The following is a 19,824-nucleotide window of genomic DNA, read 5'->3' as shown; positions in this document are numbered from 1 at the left end:
CATATCGATATAGATCACCGTCCGGACGGCGAGTGCCGATAATGGCGTGTGCCGTTCACCCTGAGCCATGTCGCCGCGATCCTGCCACTGCGGCGATGGTTACCGCCGTCGGCGCTGGCGGGCGGGGCGGTGATACCTGATCTGCCGTACTACCTGCCACTGCCGTTCTCGTCGGCGAGCACGCACGCATGGTGGGGGGTGCTGCTGCTGGGGGTGCCGTCGGGCGCGGTGCTGCTGGTGCTGTTTCACCAGGTGCTCCGGGCGCCGCTGGTGGCGTTGGCTCCGGCCGGGCTGCGCGCCCGGCTGCCCGTCGCGCCGCGGCCGGCGCCCGTGACGGTGGTGGCGGCGCTGGTCGCCGGGATGGCCACGCACCTGGTCTGGGACGGGTTCACGCAGGTCGGCGGGTTCGCGGTGGCGCACTGGCAGGTGCTGCGGCTACCGGTCGTCGGCCCGCATCGTGTGTTCAACGTGCTCATGTACGCCAGTTCGGCAGGTGGTCTGGTAGCCCTGGCCGGATGGTTCGCGCTCTGGTATCGGCGGACCCCGGTCCGGCCGGAACGGCTGCCCGGGGTGGCGGGCCGGGTGCGCGGCGCGGTGCTGGCCATGGTCACGGTGGCCGCGATCGCCGGTGCCGCCGCCGGAGCGGTGACCGACCGCGCCGCGGTGAGCGGCTACGACCTGGTTCGGAGCATCCTCCTGGGAGGCGCCGACGGGGCCGCTGTGATACTTGCGTGCTACGTACTCGTCTGGCATGGGCGGAACGTGGTGAGCAGCGCATGCTGCAGGAACTCATCGAGGCCGAAGCCACCACCGTGATCGGCGCCCCATGAGGCAGACAACGGGCACGCGCCCAAATGCCACATCAACCGACGACCTTCCAGCCGTCCGCCGTCGACCCGCCCGAACCGCGGGCCGGAAAGGTCGTCCACAACGATGTTCATGCGGTCTCCCGCATCAGCGTCTGCTCACGCGTAACGCGGTTGGGCCGGGTCGGCAGCCCAAGTGTCGGGTTGGCGACGCTCCATGCGGCGCTCTTGCAGACCAGTTCCTTGTACGCGGCGGCCAGTCGGCCGGTCAGGACCGCCTGCTTGGCACGGTCGTCGGCCGTGACGTACTGGATCAGGCCCTCCTTGCGGCCCAGTGAGACGCACAGGTTGAAGTAGCCGATCGTCTTGTTCGGGACCTTCCGGCCGCTCAGGCGCGCCGCGATGGCGTCGGCGGCCAGCCAGGCGGTGGGGATGCCAGAGGCGCACGACATCCGTAGCGGCTTGTCTCCGGCGCCCATCGCCATGGCCGCGTCGCCGACGGCATACACATCGGGGTGTGAGACCGAGCGCATGGTCCGGTCGACCACGATCTGGCCGGTGCCGGAGACCTCCAGGGAAGTCGCCTTCGCGATCGGGTGGACCGCGAAACCGGCGGTCCATACGGTGACCGCGGCGGGGATGACCTTGCCGTCGGCGGTGGTGACGTGGTCGGCTTCGACGCCGCTGATGGCGGCGTGCTCGTACGCGGTGATGCCGAGCTTGCCGAAGACCTTCCTTACGTGCTCGCGCCCCTTGGGTGAGAGCCAGTCGCCGAGGCCGCCGCTGACGGACAGGGCGATGTTGAGGTCCGGGCGGGCCTCGGCGATCTCGGTGACGGCCTCCACGCCGGTGAGGCCGCCACCGACCACCACCACGGCCTGCCCGGCGTCGAGGCCCGCCAGGCGCTCGCGTAGCCGGAGCGCTCCGGTACGGCTGGCGATCTGGTAGGCGTGCTCGGCGGTCCCGAGTACGCCTTGGCTGTTCCAGTCGCTGCCGAGGGCGTACACGAGGGTGTCGTACTCCAGTTCTTCGGCACCGTTCGCACCGGTGATGGCGACGGTCTTGCGGTCGACGTCGACGCCGGTGACCTTCGCGAGCCTCAGTTCGACGCCGGTGCCGGCGAAGATCTCGCTGAGTGGCCGGGGCCTGAGGTCCTGGCCGGTCGCGAGCTGGTGATTGCGGACGCGTTCGACGAAGTCGGGCTCGGCGGTGACGAGGGTGATGGCGACGTCCTCGCGGCGCAACCGCTTGGCGAGGCGGCCGGCGGCGCTGGCTCCGGCGTATCCGGCTCCGAGAACGATGACGCGATGCTGCATTTCAGGCTCCTGTCCGGTTCGGATGTGCCTCTTGAACCGGATGGCCCGCTGTTTCCTGACAGGAACGCGTTGTGAGACACGTCACATCACGAGCAGGGGCTCCCCATGGCCGGCCGCCGCCCATTGCTCGGTCGCGCGTTCGAGCTTGTCGGGGTTCGCCTGGGTACGGCAGGCGGTGATGCCCTCGGCGGTGACCTCCAGGCACATGATGGCGACGACCCGGCCTTCCACGACGGCCACAACGGCGGGTTCGCCATTGGCGGTCCAGGCGTATATCTCGGGCGAGCCGCCGACGACGGCGCGCTTGGCCTCGGCGGGCTTGAACAGGCCCCACACGAACTTCGCGACCGCGACGGCTCCCTCGAACGCCTTGGTGCGCGCCGGAACCTTCCCTCCGCCGTCGCCGATGGAGATGGCGTCCTTGGTGAGCAGGCGTACGAGCTCATCGGTCTGACCACTGGTGGCGGCCGCGAGGAACTCCTCGACGATCCGCCGGGCGGCGGCCTCGTCGATCTCGGTGCGGGCTTTGCCGTACGCGACATGCTTCTTGGCGCGGTGAAAGATCTGCTGGCTGGCCGCCTCGGTGATGTCGAGGATCTCGGCGATCTCCCGGTGCGGGTAGTCGAAGGCCTCCCGCAGCACGTACACGGCCCGTTCGTTGGGGGACAGGCGCTCCATGAGGGTGAGGACCGCGTACGAGACCGATTCGCGCTGCTCGGCGGTGTCGGCCGGGCCGAGCATCCGGTCCCCGGCGAGCAGCGGCTCGGGAAGCCATTGGCCCACGTAGGTCTCGCGGCGCGCCCGCGCGGAGGTGAGCTGGTTGAGACACAGGTTGGTGAGCACCTTCGTCAGCCAAGCCTCGGGGACCTCGACGCGGTCGACGTCGGCGGCCTGCCAGCGCAGGAAGGTCTCCTGCACGGCGTCCTCTGCCTCGTCAGCGGAGCCGAGGAGACGGTAGGCGATAGCCTCCAGACGGGGCCTCGACAGCTCGAACCTGTCCACGTCAATCACCGTTAGAGGCATGGCCCGAATCCTAACTCTTCATGCGTGACCAACTCATATGGTTCTCGCATGCCTAAAAGCCTCCGCCTCGCGCCTATCACCCCCGCCAACTTTGAGACGGCCATTGCCGTGAAAGTCCGCCCCGAACAAGAACACTTCGTCTCACCTGTGGTGAAGTCGCTGGCCGAGGCGTACGTCCACCCGAACGTGGCCTGGCCACGCCTCATCCTCGACGGCGACCGTCCGGTCGGCTTCCTCATGGCCTTCTTCGATATCGACTGGGACGGCAAGGGAGTCGACTTCCGGTCCGGCTTGTGGCGCCTCAACGTCACACCCGACGCACAAGGGCAGGGAGTCGGCCGCTTCGCCGTCGAATCAGTGGCGGGCGAAGTCAGGCGTCGTGGTGGCACGCAGATGTATGTGACGTGGGAACCGGGAGCGGGCAGCCCCGAAGGCTTCTACCAGAAGCTCGGGTTTCAGCTCACAGGTGAGAAGAGCGGGGGCCAGACGGTCGGCGTGCTGGACCTGACGAAGCCCTCGTAATGGCAGGGGTGGCTGCCGCGAAAACGCTCACAGTCTCAGCGACAGGCGTCGCAATCGTCGCACAGGGTTTTGATCCAGGGGCGTTTCCTGGCCTGGCCGGGATTACCGCAGTACTCACAGATCCTGGCCGACTCCTGTTCAGCGGCGTGTACGAGGAGTGTCGCCGCGTCGTCCTCCCGCTTGTAGCGTTCCGCCTCATGTGGTTCGGGCCACTTGTCGCCCCCCTGGTGCAGGTGGCGCAACAGGCCGGTGAGGAGGTAGACGCGTAAGGTGCCGTACTTCTCCTTGACCTGTTGGACGCTGTAGCCGGGGCTTACGGCCAGCAGTTCCTCGTGCAGGCGTTGCAGCAGCGGATGCCAGCCCTGGCCGATGCCGTCAAGGTGGGCGGGGATCTGTTCCGACATGGCTTCATGATCCGATGCAGTGAGGTCGGCTGTCGACAGCGTCAACTCGCTGATCCCTTCGCTCGGTAGGGTGCCCGTAGAAACGCTCTCCCTATTGCAGCTGGAAGAATACGAGCCCCCGGGCAATCGCCGGAGCTGACGGTCTCGGATTTAGACGGAGGCACCGAGAATGGCCGCTGGTGAGCCTTGGACGGGTAACGATCCAGATCACAATGATCAGTGCCATGCGCGATGGGGTGCCTCGTTGAATCGCTCCACCGCCCAGGCCGATTACCTGGACGAGTGGTACTACTCCCAGTGCGGAGGATGCCGTTTCTGGATCGCGTTGAGCGGTCAGCTCGGTTTGGACTATGGGGCCTGCACCAACCCCGCCTCGTCGTTTGACGGGCGGGTGCGTTTCGAGCATGACGGCTGCGTGCGGTTCGTCGACCGCGAGGACGGCTCGTTCGGGTAGCAGCCCCGGTCAGGCGGCATGAAGCTCCGACCGAGGAGAGTGTGCGCCCCGCCACCGCTCACGGCTTCAGCTCAAGCCTCTTCTTCGACGCACCCGGGAACACGACGACCAGGTGCTGCTCCTCCCCCGCATCGTCGACCCGCACGTAGACACGGAGCCGGTAGCGGCCCTTCCCCGCGATCGCCAGGTTCGGCATCGGGGCGCCCGCGCCCACCTCTCCGCCCTCGCCCATATACGGCACAGTGAGCCGGCCGCTGCGGCTGACGATCGGCACCTCGCTGACCTGATCCCACCCGGCCGTCCGCTGCGGCGGTGCGGTGCGGAAGGCCTTCACGGTAAGGCACAGGTCAGAGACGTCTTCGACGTGCCCGATGAGCACCGCGCTGCCGGCCACCCCGATGAGGTTGCTGTCGTCGTCGTAGACCTTGTCCATCGCCTGCTCCGCCGTCTCCTGGGCCGCTGCGTCTTTGGGATCTTGGACCAGATAGCCGGGATCGCCGTCGACGAACAGGAAGTAGTTGGCCGTACCCTGGACGACACCCTTCGTCCGAGGCCACGGGTCGCGGCACTTCGCGTTCTTCTCGGCGATGTAGGCGGCGTTCGCCGCCTCCGTCTCCGTGGTCGACCGCAGCAGCTCGGGATTTGTCGCACCGACGATCTCCGGGCACACGTAGACGAGGTCCCACGGGTCCACGCCCCAGGCGGGCCGCGCGCTCCCGGCCCGCGTCAGAATCGCCTTCTGCTCGTCGCGGTCCTCTGTACGGCACAGAGCCCGCCCGTACGCGAGGATCGCCTGATCCGGCACGCTGTCAGGGAACATGGGCGGGACTCCGCCGTCTCTGCTCCGCGCTCGGCACAGGAACGCGGCGTCGCGTTCCGCGGGTTTCAGGTCGCCGAAGCTCGGCCGGTCGTAGCAGCCCATCGACCGGCCGGTGTAGGTGAGGTGCGCGGCCTGCTCCGGCTGGATCAGTGCGATGATCGGCAGTACGGTCACGGCCGCCACCGCGACGCGGATCACGCGCTGCCGTGCGGCCGGAGGGTCTGCCAGGCGGTCCTCAGCGGGCAGTTCACGGGCGGTCGCCGCGATCCACACGGTGCTGACGAGCCCCACCGCGTCCATCATGATCGGCAACGCCATATTGCCGCCGGAGAGTACGTTGAACGGCATCGCCTGCGTGTAGACACCCAGCGACAACAACCCGGCGACCTGCGTGCCGCGGCTCCACCGGCCGTCGCGCCGCTGCCCGACAATCGTGATGATGGTCGCCGCCACTCCGCTCAGCATCAAGCCCAGTTCGAAGACGCCGCCCGATCCAAGCTCGGGGAGGTCGAGATCGTCGAGCAGTACGTTGGCCATCCCCGCCAACTCGACCGCGAACATCCCTCCGGCCGCCGCCCGCAGCATGCGGGACCGCCAGCGGATAACGAGCAGGTAGAGGACGTCGATCGCGGTCCACAACGCGAGCTGGAATGCCATGTTGACCGCGTCGGGGAGCAGCGCGATCGGGAACCACAGCACGAGGCTGTACGCGGCCGCGAGATACAGCAGCCGGCGCAGCGCCTTTGCCCGGCGGTTCAGCGGTCCGGGTGCGGGGGCACGCAGGATCAGCCACAGGAGCGCGGCCTTCACCAGGGCGGCCACGAGCAGCACCACAGTCGTCGGAGTGTCGAACCCTCCGCGCATGTAGAACTCCGCGTAGGCCGGCGGCGACCATTCGACGGCCGCCCAAAGCCAGGCGTCGCCGAGCACTAGGCCCGCGACAGCCGCCGCAAGGACCAGACCGACTAATCCAATCCTGATAATCCGCCATAAATTAACCGAAAGCACGGGACGCGATCTTAGCGCGGCACCACCGTACAGGGAGTGTGCCCAGTCAGTGGCTCTGTTTCCTTTTCCCACAGTTCGTGGTCAGCGGCCTGGAAGAAAGCGAAAGTGACGGCGTTGGCTGCGCCCTGGTTGAGCAGGGCCTCATCATCGCGCTGTGCAACGAAGATACGTCGGACGACGATTACATGTACATCGAAGTGTTGGCCGATCTAGTTGGCACCCGGCGCAACTGACTGCTTTAGGCCCTGGCGCAGAAGCTGATGCGACGGCGTATGAAGTGCGCCCCCGGCCGCGACCACTCCGTACCGATCGTAGAGCTAACCATTGACCGAGGCGCATCCCATCCAGTCCCACCAGGCAGTACGCGAGGCGGGAGCCGCCGGCGCCGCCAGGGTCAACCCAGCGTGAGTGAATCGCCGGTAACGGAAGCAAGAGGGCCGCCACTTGGTCGTAGATCGAGGCGTTCAGCCGGAATCAGCGACGAACAGCCGCTCAGAGCTGCCCGCCCCTGAAACGCAGAAGAGGCCCCGTAGGGCCTCTGAACTGCGCGTGGCAGGTGCAAGGTTCGAAATTGCGTAGACTAAGGCGCCGTGAGCATGGCTCTGTCATGCCCCGCTGGACGCGGGCGGCCGGCTCAGCTGCAGCGCGCGACGCGGGTCACGGAATACGGCTTGTAGGCAGCGGCGTAGAACTTCTTCTTGCCCTTGGTGTGGGCGTTGACCGTCATGCAACGGTACTTGGCCGCCTTGTCGCCGACCGAGCCCTTCCTCACGAACATGATCTTGGCGCTGACCTTGTGGCTGCAGTGGTTGTTGAAGTAGATGGTCACGCTCGTGTTGCCCTCACCCCACGAGTAGTTGGCCCACTTGCCTCTGGGCCGGGAGCAACTGATGCTGTCGCGCTCGACCCCGGCTTGAGCCGACGCGGCGATGGCCTTCGTACTGGCGGTCTCCGTACTCGTCCGTGCGGTGCCTGCCTGTGCGGAGCCTGCGGTCGCCGGTGTCAGCAGCATGGCCGTCGCGGCGGCGGAGCCAAGCAGAACGGATGTGAGCTTCTTCATGCTTCAACCTCATAAGAGCAAAGATCTTGACCGAATCAACCGTATCGGCCATCCCAATACTCTGTAAAATCGAGGTTGTCAGCCCGTCAAGCAGCTTGTCGCCAGCGCCGTCCAGGCTGTGAGGACCTGGAGAGCGAAGGGTTGGAGACTGATCTACCAGGCGTTTGCTCCCAGCAGCGATGAGTCTCGCGGTGGTCCCACGTCTACACGTCACACCGCTCCATCGCACTCGAATCGGGAGACATCTTGAAGCTTCTTCTCACCTCCGGAGGCGTCACGAACGCGGGCATCCGCGATGCGCTGGTCGATCTGCTGGGCAAGCCGATCGCCGACTCCAGCGCCCTCTGCATCCCTACGGCGGAGTATGGCCACCCCATGTGCACGCCGGCCTCAGCCTGGCGCTTCATCGCCGGACAAACCCCAGCACCCATGTGCGACCTGGGCTGGAAGTCGGTGGGCCTCCTCGAGCTCACCGCACTGCCCAGTATCGGCAAGGACCGCTGGGTCCCCTGGGTCCAGGAGGCCGACGTCCTCTTGGTGGACGGTGGCGAGGCGACGTACCTGTGCCACTGGATGCGGCAGTCCGGGCTGGCGGATCTGCTGCCATCGCTGTCCGAGACGGTCTGGGTGGGGGTGAGCGCCGGAAGCATGGTGATGACCCCCCGGATCGGTGACTACTTCGTCGAATGGACGCCGCCCACCGGAAGCGACCGCACCCTAGGGGTCGTCGACTTCTCGATCTTCCCGCACCTGGGACACGAGCTCATGCCGGGAAACACCATGGCCGACGCCGAGAGATGGGCCGCCGACATCGCGGGTCCGGCGTACGCCATCGACGACCAGACGGCCATCAAGGTGACCGACGGCACCGTCGAGGTCGTCTCCGAGAGGCGCTGGAGGTTCTTCTCCTCCTAGCCACCGACGCCCAACCGCCTGAGTGGGCGAGGCGCCTACTCAGGCCGCAGATCGCGTGCGCTGCGGCCATCCGCCTTGCGTAGGCTGAGCCGACGGTTTTACAGCGGACCGATGTTCTCGCCCGCGTCATGCCTCTGACTTGGCCATACGGCTATCGTCTCAGGATCCACCTGAAGATCCATCCCGCGTATCCCGTGGACATGCATCTGGGGGCACATGACTGCTGTACGCATGGCCCTTCAGGGCACGAGGAGCGATCGTGAGGCACCGTGACCATGCCTCCGCTGGACACGGCCGACCGGCTCAACTGCAGCGCGCGACGCGGGTCACGGAGTACGGCTTGCAGGCAGCGGTTCGGCGCCGGCCCCTTGGTGGGGGCGGCGTGCAGGTACGCGGTGGCCAGCGCACGGTGCAGTTCGGTGGTGTGTGGGTCGTCGGCCAGCGCGTCGATCGCGCTGGTCAGCAGGCGCCTCAGCCGATCGGTGTCCTCGCCTGTCCCCGTCTCGGCGAGGAGCCGAGTACGGAGCAGCGGGTTGGCGGCGCCGAGGTGCTCGCCCCGGCGTGGCGGACGGCGGGCGCGCGTGCTGCCACGCGGCGGCCACGACCGGGTCGCCCTCTATCTCCTCGGGCCGCTCGGCCTCCAGCCGCAGCCAGGTCGGCACGGCGGGCCTCGTCTGCGTAGCGGCGCAGCAGGCTGCTCTTGCCCACGGCGCCGGGGCCATGGATGAACAAGACCGCGGCCGGGCCGCCGGTCAGGGCGTCGCGGAAGGCGGCCAGGTGCGTGGCGCGGCCGGTGAAGGCGGCGTTACGGGCCGCGTCCAGACGATCGCCGAGGCGGGCGGCCCGCGGGGAGACGTCCGAGGTGCCCATCAGGTGGCCAGCGTGCCCAGCAGGGCCAGGGCTTGGGCCGAGGGCGAGTCCGGCTCGGCCGGGTGGGCGATGAGCCGCAGGCCGGGCCTGCTGGCGATGGGGAAAATCTCGGTGCGCAGGTGCAGGTCGCCGACGTCGGGGTGGTGGAAGCGGGTGCCGGGGGTGAGCGCGCCGCGCGGCTCGGGGGCGGCCCACAGCCGGCGGAAGTCGTGGCTGATGATCGCCAGCTCGCCGACGAGTTCACGCAGGTGGTGCTCGTCCGGGGTCTGACGGGCCACTTGGCGCAGGTCGTGGACGGCCGCCCGGGCGGTGCTGGTCCAGTCGCGGAAGAACTGCCGTCCTGCCGGGTCGAGGAAGATCATGCGCAGCAGGTTGTCGCCGAGGACGAAGCGGTTGTGCAGCACGTTCGCCAGCGGGTTGCGGACCAGCACGTCGCCGGACCAGCCCAGGATGAAGGCCGGGGCCACCGTCCAGTCGTTGAGCAGGGCCAGCACCTCGGGTGCGACGCGCTCGACGCGGCCGGGCCGGCGGCGCCCGGCGGTGGGCCGGGCCAGCCGATACAGCTCCACTAGGGCATGCTCGTCCAGGCGCAGCGCCCGGGCCAGGCTTTCCACCGTCTGGCGGGTGGGGTGCTCGCGGCCCTGTTCGAGCCGGGCGTAGTAGCCGACGCTGAGGCCGGCCAGGTGGGCGACCTCGTCCCGGCGCAGCCCGGGAACCTGCCGGCGGCCGTCCGCGGGCAGACCGGCCTGCTCGGGCCGCACGAGCGCGCGGCGCTCTCGCAGAAACCTCCCCAGCGGGTCGTTGCGATCACTGTCCATGACATCCGAGGTTAGGCAAACGCTGGACCGGCTGCCTGGGTGCATCACTCCCAGGTTGAACGACCCCCGGTGAACGACCCCAGATGAACGACGCGAGCCGCGCCGGTCAGGTGCTGAGGTCGAGCTCACGCAGATGACGGCGGGAGCCGATGCCGAGTTTGCGGTAGATGTTGCGCAGGTGGTTGTCGATCGTGCGCGGGCTGAGGAACAGGTCGGCGGCCACTTCACGGGAGGTTCTGCCGGTGGCCACGAGACGGGCGATGTGGGCCTCCTGCGAGGTCAGGGCGTCCAGGGGGGAGCTGGCGGAGCTGACCGGCCGATCCCCGAGGTCGCGCAGCGCCCGGGCGGCGCGCGTGGCGAAGGCGGTGGCGCCCATACCGTCGAACATGCGGTGAGCCTCATGCAGGCTCGCGCGGGCTCGTGGCCGTGCGCCGGAGCGGGCGAGCCACTCGCCGTGCAGCAGGTGCGTACGGGCCAGCTGGACGGCGACCCGGGTGCCGGCGAGGCGGTCGATGGCCTCCTCGTACAGCTTGTCCGGGGTGTCGCTGAGCAGGGCGCGGCAGCGGGCCAGCACGCCGAGCCCCCAGCCGGTTCCGGCGGCCTCGGTCAGCTCAGCGAGCTCGTCCAGGGCGGGTCCGGCCAGATCGAGCCGTCCGGTGCGGGCGGCGGCCTCGATCAGCTCGGGCAGCGCGGCGGCGCTCCAGAACAGGCGGGTGCGGCCGGCGGCCTGGCGGGCGGGTGCGAGCGCCGCTGCGTGTTCGCCGAGCCCGTTGTGCAGGACGGAGGTGGCGTACTCGACGATCGTGACGAACCCGCCGGCGCCGTCGGCGGCCGCGCGCATGCTCTGCTCGAACAGCGCGCGGGCTCGGCCTCGGTCGCCCTGGTGGGCGGCCAGCACGATGGCCGCGTAGGGGACGAAAGCTCCGGCGATGGCCTCGGTGAGGGCGTGCGCCTGCTCGGTCATGGCCGAGGCGGCGGTGAAGCGACCGGCGTAGGTGGCCGCCACAGCCTGGAAGTTGAGCGCCAGCGGCAGGAACGTCAGCGCCCCCGCCTCCCGCGCGAGCTCGACGCAGCGGGTCGCCAGATCGTCGAGCGCGACCTCGTCCCACAGGTCCCAGGCCGCGCGACAGGCGACAGGCAGCCAGCCCGGATCATCGGCTTGGCGGAAGCCGTCGACGGCCGCGCGCAGCAGCGGCCCGGCGGCGCGCTGGCCCTGGGTGAACAACGTGGCCAGGCCGTCCAGCAGCAGGTCGGCGGGTTGTGGCATCGGCGGTGCGGCGGGGCCATGCAGCACGGCGGCGGCCACGGCCTTGATGCCGTGCGCGTCGCCGTTGCGTTCGGCTCCGGTGGCGGCCCACAGAGCGTCCAGCGCGGTATGCCTGGCCAGGGCCGCGTCCAGCGGCGCCATCTGCTCGGCCGCTTCCAACAGCAGCACGGGGGCGTCGTCGTCGCGGCGCAGCGAGAAGGCGATCTGTCCGCGCAGCCGCAACAGGCGGGCCCGCCCGGCGTCGGTAAGGGGGCCGGCGTCGGCGACCGTGAGGAGAGCGCCGGTCTGCTCGGAGGCCCCTGCCTCGTGTTTGGCCTGGGCGGCGGCCAGCGCGCGCTCGGCTCGTGCGGCGGGATCCGGGGTCAGCTCGGTGGCGCGTTCGAGGAACGCGGCGGCGGCCGCCACACCGCCACGGCGCCGGGCCCGGCCGGCCAAGCGCTCCAGCTCACCGGCAAGGTGTTCGTCGGGCTTGTCCGCGGCATGGGCCAGATGCCAGATGCGCCGGTCGGGGCGGTGTTCGGGGTCGAACGCGCGGGCCAGGGCGCGATGGGCGTGGCGGCGCTGGGTTTCGGTGGCGAGCCGATAGATCGCCGATCGGACCAGCGGGTGGCGGAAGCGGACATCCGCACCGACCTGCACCAGCTCGGTGCTTTCGGCGGGTTCGACGTCGGACAGGGTGAGCCCGTCCGACTCCGCGGCGCGCCGCAGCACGCCGGTGTCGCCGAGGGGTTCGGCGGCGGCCAGCATCAGCAGCCGCCTGGTGCGCTCGGGCAGCGTGCTGAAGCGGTGCTGGAAGCTCTGCTCGACCAGGTCGGTCACGGGCGCGTCGAGGTAGCTGGGGTAGCCGGCGGGGTCGAGGTCTCGGGGCAGCTCCAGCAGGGCGAGCGGGTTGCCGCGCGCTTCGGCGATGAGCCGGCGGCGGATTTCCGCGTCCAGCGGGGCGTGCGGCAATGCGGCCAGCAGGGAGGCGGCCTCCTGCTCGGTGAGCGGGGACAGCGGCAGGCGGGGAAGGGCGGCCAAGGCGGGTACGGCGTCCGGGTCGCGCATGGCGAACAGCAGGGTAACGGGCTCGGCCTGAACGCGGCGGGCGACGAAGGCCAGCGCCTGGGCCGAGCCCGCGTCCAGCCACTGGGCGTCGTCCAGGACGCAGACCACCGGTGCGCTGGTGGCCGCCTCCGCCAGCAGGCCGAGCACGGCGAGCCCGATGACGAGCGGCTCCGGAGCCGACCCTTCACCCAGGTCGAATGCCGCCTGCAGCGCCGCCCGCTGCGGTGTGGGCAGTCGGCCGGTCAGGCCGAGCAGGGGCAGGCAGAGCCGGTGCAGCGCGGTGAAGGCCAGCTCCTGCTCGAACTCCGCGCCCGCGGCGCGCAGGATCGTGCTGCCCGGCACGGCGGCCGGCACCACGCTGTCCAGCAGAACGGTCTTGCCCAGCCCGGCCTCTCCGTGGACGACCAGTGCCGTGCTGGCGCCTTGCCGCGCCTGCTCCAGTAGCCGGGACACGTGCGGCATCTCACGGCGCGCCAGGCGAAAAAACGGCAGGTCAGGACCGGTATGCGTGGTGTACTCGCTCATCGAACCCGATAGTAGTTCAAGATTGAATTACTGCTGCGGGGGGTGCCCTGCTCCGAACGCCGTCTCCCTCAGCTGTCTGCGGGAGGTGATGTCGAGCTTGGTGAAGACGCTGCGCAGGTGGGCGTCCACGGTGCGCGGGCTGAGGAACAGCCGCCGGCCGATCTCCTTCGACGTGGTGCCCGCGGCGGCCAGCCGGGCGATGCTCTCCTCCTGCGGTGTCAGCAGGACCAGACCGTGCCCGGGCGGGGGCGCGCTGCCCGCGGCCAGCTCCCGTTCCGCGCGCCCGGCGAAGGCCTCGGCGCCCATCGAGGTGAACAGGGCGTGGGCGGTGCGCAGTTGCTCGCCGGCGTCGGTCCTGCGGCCCTGCCTGCGCAGCCATTCGCCGTACGACAAGTGGGCGCGCGCCAGGAAGGCGGACGGGTGCGGCCCGTCGGAGGACAACGCCCGGACGGCGTCCCGATAGGAAGGCTCGGCGGCGGAGCCGTCACTCAGCAACGCCTGGCACCACGACGTCAGCCCGACTGCCCAGCCGGTGCCCGCCGCAGCGGCGTGCTCGCGGACGCGGCTGGCTGCCGGCGCCGCCAGGTCCGGCCGGCCACCCCTGGCGGTCGCTTCGACGAACTCCATCGCCGCCAGCGGCCACAGGCCGGGCTCGGTCTGCTCAATGGCAGCGGTCAGCGCCTGGCAGGCCATGTCGTAGTGGCATTGGCCGTTCAGCAGCACCGCATGCGCGAGTTCGGCGAACGCGCCCCGCCTGCCGTCCTTGGCCGGGACGTCCTCGGCCGAGATGCGTCGTCGCAGACGCGTCAGGGCGGACTCGTCCCCGCGCCACGCGGCACACAGCAGCGCTCCTGGCGTGATCGAGACGGCGCCGATGGCCGCGGCGATGGCCTGACCGTCGCGGACGTACCGGTCGGCGACGGCCAGGTCCCCGGTGTAGAGGCGGGCCACGGCGAGGTCGTCCAGAGCCGAGCGCAGCTCGGCCAGCGCACCGCTGCTGGTGGCGGCGCGCACCCGGGCCTCTGCGATCTGCTGCCAGCGTGGGAAGTCCCAGACCTCCACCGTCGCGATCGCCGGCAGTGGCCCCCGCACTGCCGGGCCTGCCTCCAGCGCGTGCCGCAGCAGGGGCATGGCCTGGTCGGAACCGGCCACGAGCAGGGCGGCGATCGCTGCCAGGAACTCGTCGATGGGCTGCGGCGGGGCGGGCAGCACCGCGACGGCCTCAGCCACGGCTCGGCGCTGGCGCACTGAGGCGTCGCGGCCGATCATGATCGTCACGGCGAGCGCTTCGAGCAGGCAGGCGCGCGCTTGGGGCAGATCGGCGGCGACAGCGCCCAGGAGCGTGTCGAGGGTGGCCTCGCCCCGATCGGCCGCATATCGGATCCGGGCGCGCACAGTCGTGGCGCGGATCCGCTCCGCCGGGCCCGCGTCCAGCAGGCTCGCCAGCGCCAGCGCCAGCGCCTCGTCGTCGGCGCCGATCTCCCGCTTGGCCTCGGCGGCGGCCAGCGCGCGACCCGCGCGGCGGCGCGGGTCGGCAGTGAGCGAGGCGGACAGTTCCAGGAACGCGGCGGCGGCCGCCGCGCCGCCGTTGCATCCCGCCTGCCCAGCGCGGGCCTGCAGTTCTGTGGCGACCTGCTCGTCAGGGCCAAGTGCACCCAAGGCTCGGTGCCAGGCCCGGCGGTCGGCGTCCGCGCGAGAGCCGCTGGCCTCGGCGAGGGCGTGATGCGCCCGGCGCCTGGCTGGCGCGTCCGCGCCGCGATAGACCGCGGCGCGTAGAGCCGGGTCCGCGAATCGCACCGGGTTCGACAGCTCCAGCAGCCCCGTGTCCTGCACCTCCTGGCCGTCGGCCACATCCAGGCCCAGCTCGCCGGCGGCGCGCCACAGCAGCGCTCGATCGCCGGTGGGGTCGGCCGCCGCGACCAGCAGCAGCATGCGGCCGGCCGCGCTCAGCGCCGTGACAGCGGCAGGCAAGTCGCGGTCATTGCCCACGGCCGGATGTGCGACGGGCATGAAACCGCCCGCCGTGACCGCCGGGGACGGGGCCTGCAACAGCGCGCGGGATGCCCCTGGCCTCGGCGAGGATCCTGCGGCGCACCCGCCTGTCGACGGGTACCAGGGTGTGAGCATCGAACAGCGCGCCTGCCGTGCTCTCGGTCAGGGGGCCGAGGCGCAGCCGGGGTAGCTCCTCGATCTCGGGCCGATCCGCCGGCTCGCGCAGCGCGAGCGTTACGGCGACACCGGCCGATGACAGTCCCCGCGCCATCAGGTCGAGGGCCTGGGCGGAGGGCCGGTCGAGCCAGTGAGCGTCGTCCACCAAGCACAGCAGCGGCCGGCCCGCGGTGCTCTGCTGCGCGAGCGCGCGCAGGGCGAGCCCCATCGTGAACCAGGCGGGCTCGCCTTCCCCGTCGCCGGCGGCGAAGGCGGCCTCGACGGTGGCGCGCAGGTACGGCGGCATCCGGCCGAGGTCGCTCAGCAGCGGGGCGAACAGCTGATGGACTGCGGCGAAACGCAGACGGCTCTCGGACTCGGCACCGGCGGCCTGCAGGACGCGAAAGCCCACGGCCCGAGTCCGCAGGTGCCCCAGCAGGGCGCTCTTGCCAACCCCCGCGGGCCCGTACAGCAGGACCGCGCCACCACGACCGCCGCGGGCGTGCTCCAGCAGCCGGTCGAGCTTCTCGCTCTCGTGCCGGCGTCCGTACAGCACCGGGGCGGCGCGAGTGGGGCTCGGGTCGTTCATCGAGGCCGACCCTACCCGCGGGTTTACCCGCCCTTGTCACATGCCTGTGTCGTTCGTGTTGTGTGAGCAGCTCAGTCAGCCTACGGGTGGCCTTCCGGGGACAGGACGAGGCTAAGGACGATCTTGCCGCGCGTGTGCCGCCGGGCCAGCTCGACGTAAGCGTCGCGGACCCGTTCCAACGGGTAGACGGCGTGGATCGGCACGCTGAGCCGCCGCTCGGCGACCAGGGCCGCGAGCCGTTCCACCAGCCCGGGTGAGAAGGCGTCCTCCTGGGCCTGGCTGCGCACGCCGTAACGGCGCACAGCCGCGCCGTCGGCGATGGTGTTGATGCGCTGCGGCGGCACGCCGAGGTCGATGGCGACCTGCACGTTGCCCGCGCCGAAGGTGTCGATGAAGGCGTCCACCCCGTTCGGGGCCGCCGCGCGCAGCCGTTCGGCCAGACCGGGGCCGTGCAGCACCGGTGTGATGCCCAGCGATCGGGCGAAGTCGAGGTTGTGCGGACCCACGGTGCCGACCACGGTGGCGCCGCGCAGGCGGGCCAGCTGGGCGGCCAGGACGCCGACGCCACCCGCCGCGGCCGAGACCACCACGGTCTCTCCCGGCTGGGGCCGCACGGCTTCGACGCCCGCCCAGGCGGTCACGCCCACCGCCGAGAGCGGGGCCGCCTCCTCCCAGCACAGCACTGCGGGCTTGCGGGCCAGGGTGGCGGCGTCGTGGACCACGTAGTCGGCCTGGGCGCGGCGCGGGGCGTAGCCGATGACCTCATCACCTGGCGCGAAGCCCGTCACGTCCTGGCCCACCTCCACGACTGGCCGGCCAGGTCGTTGCCCTGCCCTTCGGGGAATGCCGCCGGCCACAGGTCCGCGAAGACACCCTCGCGGATGCCGATCTCGCCGGGGTTGACGGGGGCGACGTTCACCTGGACCAGCACCTGGCCGGGGCCTGGCGACGGCCGGGGCACCTGGACGACCTCCAGCACCTCCGGGCCGCCGTAGCTGCTGAATCTGACTGCTCGGGGCACGCGCACGTCTCCGTTCATCACGATGGGTCCTCTCGCCGGGCGCCGCCATCGTGGCGTGACGCGGCAGGCATCACCGGGCATGGGGGCCTCCCAACAGGGGGTGGATCGGGAGATCAGGATTGCGCGGCGCGCCCGGCGCCCGCCTCGGCGGAAGTTACTCAACGAATGCGGCGTTCATCGCTATATGAGTAATTCTCGCCGATGCCGGTATCGCCCCTGGTCAGAGAGGCTGTAGCGGTGACGGCGAAGGACAGGAGCAGCAGGTGAGGGCGCTAGTCTCCCGCGCGTACGGGCCTCTTGAGGAGTTGTCCTTCGCCGATGTGCCCGTTCCGGTCCCGGAGCCGGGACAGGTGCTCGTCCGCGCTGAGGCCGCGGCGCTGAATCCGATCGACGTCAAGCTGGTCACGGGCGCGATGCGTGCGGCCATCCCGGTCACGCACCCGTTCGTGCCCGGCGTCGACATCACGGGCGTGGTGACCCGGCTGGGCGAGGGGGCCACCCGGTTCGCGGTCGGCGAGCCCGTCCTGGCCTGGAACGGCGTCCGCTCCGGCGCGCTAGCCGAATACGTCATCGTCGACACCGGGCCCGCCAGCGCGCGACGGCCCGACGGCCTCGACCCGCAGCGGGCGGCGGCGCTGCCGACGGGCGCGTTGACGGCCGCGGCTCTCATCGAGGCCGCCGCGCTCGGCCCGGGCATGACCGTTCTCATCGTCGGCGCCGCCGGCGGCCTCGGCTCCTACGCCGTCCAACTGGCCACGCAGGCCGGAGCCCGCGTCATCGCCACCGGTCGCGCCGGGCAGTTCGCCTTCCTGCGTGGCCTCGGCGCCGGCGCGGTGATCGACCACACTGCGGCGGAGGTCGCGCCTCAACTGCTGAACCTGTTCCCGGACGGCGCCGACGTCGTGATCGACCTCGCCAACGCCAGGCCCCGGCTCGAACGCAGCGCTGACGCCGCCCGCGTGGGTGGCCGGCTGGTGTCTCCACTCGGCGGCCCGTCCAGCTTTGCCCGCGGCGTGCAGGCCATCTACACCGGCACCGTCCCCGTGCCAGGGAGGCTGGACGCCCTCGCCGAGCAGGCGGCACGCGGCGCTCTGCGGGTCGTGATCGGTGCCACCTACGAGTTCGCCGACGCCCCCCAGGCGCTCATCGACTTGGCCACGCAGCACAGCCAGGGGAAGGTGACCATCACCTTCTGACGGTTCCGCACGTTGAAAGGACGGACATGACAGCCCGCACGAGCACGCTCGGTACGGTCATGCAGGCCGCGCCGATCAAGAGCCCGATCAAGGCTCCGGCCGGGGACGCGGCGTGACCGGGACCCCGCTGGGCGACTTCCTGCGCGCCCGCCGCGAAGCGCTCAAGCCGCAGGACATCGGCTTGCCCGAGTACGGCCGCCGCCGGGTCAAGGGCCTGCGCCGCGAGGAGGTGGCGATGCTGGCCGGCATGAGCAGCGACTACTACGTGCGGCTGGAGCAGGGCCGCGAGTCCAGCCCTTCCCCGCAGGTCGTCGACGCGGTCGCGCAGGCGCTGCGCCTGGACGCGGCCGCCACCGAACACCTGTGGCGGCTGGTGCAGCCGCCGGAGGCGCGTAGCTGGCGGCGCGCGCAGGACACCACCGTCAGTCCGCAACTGCTGCAGCTGATGGACGGCTGGTCCACCTCGCCCGCCTTCGCGCTCGGCCCCGCGCTGGACATCCTGGCCTGCAACCCCATGGCCGCCGCCCTGCACGAGGGCTTTCACCCGCCCGACAACCTGGCCCGCATGGTGTTCGCCGACCCGGCCGGACGGGAGTTCTACCAGGAGTGGGAGCGGGCGGCGCACTCGTGCGTGGCGGAGATCCGCGCCGCCTACGGCCATGACCCCGACAATCCGCGCATCGCCGAGGTCGTGGCGGACCTGTCGGCCGCCAGTGACGAGTTCGCCGAGCTGTGGGGCCGTCATGACGTCAAGCCCAAGACCCAGGAGGGCAAGCACCTGCGCCATCCGGTCGTGGGCGACCTGCACATCCTGTTCTCGGCGTTCACCGTCAACGGGGCGCCGCACCAGCAGCTCGTCGTGTATCAGGCCGAGCCCGCCTCGCCCACCGCACAGGCGTTCGAACGGCTGCGTGCCCGCGCCGACGACGCACTGTCCAGGGCGATGCAGGACGCGGATCAGGCGCTGACAGCACGAGCCGACTGACCCACCACGACACGACCATGCCAAGAGGCCGGGGCCACGCCCCGGCCTCTTTCCGTGCGCGGCCGTTACGCCGCACGGCGCGGTTCCTAGGTATGACACTCCCAGGAATTCCGCGACCTTCTTCCACCTCGCTGACCTGGGCAAACTTTACATGTCAGCCAAACGGAACGGAACGAAGGACACCGTCATGGCCACCTGGTTCATCACCGGAGCATCCCGCGGGCTCGGCGCCGAGATCGCCCGCACCGCCCTCGCCAAGGGCGACAACGTCGTCATCGCGGTCCGCAACCCGGCCCGCGTGCCGGACGACCTCGCCAAGGCCGGCAACGTACTCACCGTCGCCCTGGACGTCACCGACAGCGCGGCCATCCCGGCCGCCGTCCAGGCCGCCGTCGACCGATTCGGCCGGATCGACGTGCTGGTCAACAACGCCGGCCGCGGCCTGCTCGGCGCGCTGGAGGAGATCAGCGACGCCGAGGCACGTTCGCTGTTCGACCTGAACGTCTTCGCCCTCATCGACATGACCCGCGCCGTCCTGCCCGTCATGCGCCGCCAGGGCTCCGGCAAGCTCTTGCACATCGGCTCGCGATCGGGGTTCGAGGGCGAGCCCGGGGTGAGCCTGTACAGCGCCTCGAAGTTCGCCGTGGCGGGCGTCAGCGAGGCGCTGTCGAAGGAGCTGGAGCCGTTCGGCATCCAATCGATGGTGGTCGAGCCGGGCGTCCTGCGCACCGACTTCCTGGACGCCAGCTCCCTGTCAGTCGCCGCCGGACGGATCGACGCCTACGACGGCACCCCGGCCCATGTGACCCTCGACTGGGCGGGCACCGCCAACCACACCCAGCTCGGCGACCCGGTCAAGGGCGCGGCACTGATCTACGAGGTCACCGGCCAGGACAGCTTGCCCTCGCACCTGTACCTGGGCCCCGACACGCTGGAGCGGCTGCAGGTCAAGCTGGACCAGATCGAGCGGGACGTGGCCCCCTGGCGAGCCAAGTCCGCCGCCACCGCCCACGACGACGCCGCAGCCTGA

General features: G+C 70.6%; 20 protein-coding genes. 8 read left to right on the top strand and 12 right to left on the bottom strand.

Annotated elements, in window-relative coordinates; translation table 11 throughout:
• Positions 1 to 48: 48 nt before the first annotated feature.
• Positions 49 to 816, top strand: a complete 768-nt coding sequence (locus AB0B64_RS57460; RefSeq protein ID WP_358204519.1) for a DUF4184 family protein — start codon at positions 49 to 51, stop codon at positions 814 to 816.
• A 121-nt stretch (positions 817 to 937) separates the two neighbouring features.
• Here AB0B64_RS57460 and AB0B64_RS57455 read toward each other — a convergent pair whose 3' ends face one another.
• Together AB0B64_RS57455 and AB0B64_RS57450 are read right to left on the bottom strand one after the other, a co-directional pair.
• Positions 938 to 2,122: an FAD-dependent oxidoreductase gene (locus tag AB0B64_RS57455; protein WP_358204512.1), complete on the bottom strand. Its 1,185-nt coding sequence runs from the start codon at positions 2,120 to 2,122 to the stop codon at positions 938 to 940.
• A gap of 81 nt (positions 2,123 to 2,203) precedes the next feature.
• A complete protein-coding gene (locus AB0B64_RS57450) occupies positions 2,204 to 3,145 on the bottom strand; it encodes an RNA polymerase sigma-70 factor (protein ID WP_357954931.1) in 942 nt (313 codons plus the stop codon).
• Between the two features lie 48 nt (positions 3,146 to 3,193).
• Here AB0B64_RS57450 and AB0B64_RS57445 point away from each other — a divergent pair, with 48 nt between their 5' ends.
• Positions 3,194 to 3,667: a GNAT family N-acetyltransferase gene (locus tag AB0B64_RS57445; RefSeq protein ID WP_357954929.1), complete on the top strand. Its 474-nt coding sequence runs from the start codon at positions 3,194 to 3,196 to the stop codon at positions 3,665 to 3,667.
• Positions 3,668 to 3,702: 35 nt separating this feature from the next.
• Here AB0B64_RS57445 and AB0B64_RS57440 read toward each other — a convergent pair whose 3' ends face one another.
• Positions 3,703 to 4,071 (bottom strand): hypothetical protein, encoded by a 369-nt coding sequence (locus AB0B64_RS57440; RefSeq protein WP_357954927.1) that lies wholly within the window; start codon positions 4,069 to 4,071, stop codon positions 3,703 to 3,705.
• Positions 4,072 to 4,240: 169 nt separating this feature from the next.
• Here AB0B64_RS57440 and AB0B64_RS57435 point away from each other — a divergent pair, with 169 nt between their 5' ends.
• Entirely contained in the window at positions 4,241 to 4,525 is a 285-nt protein-coding gene (locus AB0B64_RS57435) for a DUF3027 domain-containing protein (protein ID WP_357954925.1), read from the top strand.
• 58 nt (positions 4,526 to 4,583) lie between these two features.
• On the opposite strand, the gene AB0B64_RS57430 is transcribed toward AB0B64_RS57435, so the two are convergent.
• A complete protein-coding gene (locus tag AB0B64_RS57430) occupies positions 4,584 to 6,209 on the bottom strand; it encodes a hypothetical protein (RefSeq protein WP_358204496.1) in 1,626 nt (541 codons plus the stop codon).
• A 221-nt stretch (positions 6,210 to 6,430) separates the two neighbouring features.
• Here AB0B64_RS57430 and AB0B64_RS57425 point away from each other — a divergent pair, with 221 nt between their 5' ends.
• Positions 6,431 to 6,586 carry a hypothetical protein gene (locus AB0B64_RS57425; protein ID WP_357954921.1) on the top strand — a complete coding sequence of 52 codons (156 nt, stop codon included), beginning with the start codon at positions 6,431 to 6,433 and terminating at the stop codon, positions 6,584 to 6,586.
• 401 nt (positions 6,587 to 6,987) lie between these two features.
• Here the strand turns inward: AB0B64_RS57425 and AB0B64_RS57420 are convergent, their stop codons facing one another.
• Positions 6,988 to 7,413 (bottom strand): hypothetical protein, encoded by a 426-nt coding sequence (locus tag AB0B64_RS57420; protein WP_358204486.1) that lies wholly within the window; start codon positions 7,411 to 7,413, stop codon positions 6,988 to 6,990.
• A gap of 246 nt (positions 7,414 to 7,659) precedes the next feature.
• On the opposite strand from AB0B64_RS57420, the gene AB0B64_RS57415 reads away from it, so the two are divergent.
• Positions 7,660 to 8,328, top strand: a complete 669-nt coding sequence (locus tag AB0B64_RS57415; protein ID WP_358204480.1) for a Type 1 glutamine amidotransferase-like domain-containing protein — start codon at positions 7,660 to 7,662, stop codon at positions 8,326 to 8,328.
• A gap of 471 nt (positions 8,329 to 8,799) precedes the next feature.
• Here AB0B64_RS57415 and AB0B64_RS57410 read toward each other — a convergent pair whose 3' ends face one another.
• The 7 genes from AB0B64_RS57410 to AB0B64_RS57380 all read right to left on the bottom strand — a co-directional run bounded on the left by AB0B64_RS57410 (position 8,800) and on the right by AB0B64_RS57380 (position 16,631).
• Positions 8,800 to 9,198 (bottom strand): hypothetical protein, encoded by a 399-nt coding sequence (locus tag AB0B64_RS57410; protein WP_358204474.1) that lies wholly within the window; start codon positions 9,196 to 9,198, stop codon positions 8,800 to 8,802.
• Entirely contained in the window at positions 9,198 to 10,016 is an 819-nt protein-coding gene (locus AB0B64_RS57405; protein ID WP_358204469.1) for a helix-turn-helix transcriptional regulator, read from the bottom strand. Before AB0B64_RS57405 ends, AB0B64_RS57410 begins: the two co-directional genes overlap by 1 nt.
• A 106-nt stretch (positions 10,017 to 10,122) precedes the next feature.
• Positions 10,123 to 12,855, bottom strand: a complete 2,733-nt coding sequence (locus AB0B64_RS57400) for an AAA family ATPase (protein ID WP_358204462.1) — start codon at positions 12,853 to 12,855, stop codon at positions 10,123 to 10,125.
• A gap of 27 nt (positions 12,856 to 12,882) precedes the next feature.
• On the bottom strand, positions 12,883 to 14,826 hold the full coding sequence (locus tag AB0B64_RS57395) for a helix-turn-helix transcriptional regulator (protein WP_358204455.1): 1,944 nt from the start codon (positions 14,824 to 14,826) through the stop codon (positions 12,883 to 12,885).
• A 7-nt stretch (positions 14,827 to 14,833) separates the two neighbouring features.
• Positions 14,834 to 15,592, bottom strand: coding sequence for an ATP-binding protein (locus AB0B64_RS57390; RefSeq protein WP_358204450.1), 759 nt, complete (start codon positions 15,590 to 15,592; stop codon positions 14,834 to 14,836).
• Positions 15,593 to 15,672: 80 nt separating this feature from the next.
• The gene (locus tag AB0B64_RS57385) at positions 15,673 to 16,380 is read right to left on the bottom strand and encodes an NADP-dependent oxidoreductase (protein ID WP_358204442.1); all 708 of its coding nucleotides are present in this window, start codon (positions 16,378 to 16,380) and stop codon (positions 15,673 to 15,675) included.
• A complete protein-coding gene (locus tag AB0B64_RS57380; RefSeq protein ID WP_358204434.1) occupies positions 16,377 to 16,631 on the bottom strand; it encodes a hypothetical protein in 255 nt (84 codons plus the stop codon). Before AB0B64_RS57380 ends, AB0B64_RS57385 begins: the two co-directional genes overlap by 4 nt.
• A gap of 245 nt (positions 16,632 to 16,876) precedes the next feature.
• Between AB0B64_RS57380 and AB0B64_RS57375 the strand changes: the two genes are divergently transcribed.
• From AB0B64_RS57375 to AB0B64_RS57365, 3 genes are all read left to right on the top strand, one after another.
• Positions 16,877 to 17,809: an NADP-dependent oxidoreductase gene (locus AB0B64_RS57375; protein ID WP_358204429.1), complete on the top strand. Its 933-nt coding sequence runs from the start codon at positions 16,877 to 16,879 to the stop codon at positions 17,807 to 17,809.
• 112 nt (positions 17,810 to 17,921) lie between these two features.
• Positions 17,922 to 18,794 carry a helix-turn-helix transcriptional regulator gene (locus AB0B64_RS57370; RefSeq protein WP_358204422.1) on the top strand — a complete coding sequence of 291 codons (873 nt, stop codon included), beginning with the start codon at positions 17,922 to 17,924 and terminating at the stop codon, positions 18,792 to 18,794.
• Positions 18,795 to 18,981: 187 nt separating this feature from the next.
• Entirely contained in the window at positions 18,982 to 19,824 is an 843-nt protein-coding gene (locus AB0B64_RS57365) for an SDR family NAD(P)-dependent oxidoreductase (protein WP_358204416.1), read from the top strand.

Source organism: Nonomuraea sp. NPDC049129 (genome assembly GCF_040648495.1).
Classification (GTDB): Bacteria; Actinomycetota; Actinomycetes; order Streptosporangiales; family Streptosporangiaceae; genus Nonomuraea.
This window is presented reverse-complemented; position numbering and strand designations above follow the sequence as displayed.

What these genes read in the sequence shown, in the direction of transcription:
- AB0B64_RS57405 (WP_358204469.1), bottom strand. Translation starts at nt 10,016, where the DNA reads ATGGACAGTGATCGCAACGACCCGCTGGGGAGGTTTCTGCGAGAGCGC.
- AB0B64_RS57455 (WP_358204512.1), bottom strand. Translation starts at nt 2,122, where the DNA reads ATGCAGCATCGCGTCATCGTTCTCGGAGCCGGATACGCCGGAGCCAGC.
- AB0B64_RS57380 (WP_358204434.1), bottom strand. Translation starts at nt 16,631, where the DNA reads ATGAACGGAGACGTGCGCGTGCCCCGAGCAGTCAGATTCAGCAGCTAC.
- AB0B64_RS57440 (WP_357954927.1), bottom strand. Translation starts at nt 4,071, where the DNA reads ATGTCGGAACAGATCCCCGCCCACCTTGACGGCATCGGCCAGGGCTGG.
- AB0B64_RS57365 (WP_358204416.1), top strand. Translation starts at nt 18,982, where the DNA reads ATGGCCACCTGGTTCATCACCGGAGCATCCCGCGGGCTCGGCGCCGAG.
- AB0B64_RS57430 (WP_358204496.1), bottom strand. Translation starts at nt 6,209, where the DNA reads ATGCGCGGAGGGTTCGACACTCCGACGACTGTGGTGCTGCTCGTGGCC.
- AB0B64_RS57400 (WP_358204462.1), bottom strand. Translation starts at nt 12,855, where the DNA reads ATGAGCGAGTACACCACGCATACCGGTCCTGACCTGCCGTTTTTTCGC.
- AB0B64_RS57445 (WP_357954929.1), top strand. Translation starts at nt 3,194, where the DNA reads ATGCCTAAAAGCCTCCGCCTCGCGCCTATCACCCCCGCCAACTTTGAG.
- AB0B64_RS57435 (WP_357954925.1), top strand. Translation starts at nt 4,241, where the DNA reads ATGGCCGCTGGTGAGCCTTGGACGGGTAACGATCCAGATCACAATGAT.
- AB0B64_RS57390 (WP_358204450.1), bottom strand. Translation starts at nt 15,592, where the DNA reads ATGAACGACCCGAGCCCCACTCGCGCCGCCCCGGTGCTGTACGGACGC.
- AB0B64_RS57450 (WP_357954931.1), bottom strand. Translation starts at nt 3,145, where the DNA reads ATGCCTCTAACGGTGATTGACGTGGACAGGTTCGAGCTGTCGAGGCCC.
- AB0B64_RS57420 (WP_358204486.1), bottom strand. Translation starts at nt 7,413, where the DNA reads ATGAAGAAGCTCACATCCGTTCTGCTTGGCTCCGCCGCCGCGACGGCC.
- AB0B64_RS57410 (WP_358204474.1), bottom strand. Translation starts at nt 9,198, where the DNA reads ATGGGCACCTCGGACGTCTCCCCGCGGGCCGCCCGCCTCGGCGATCGT.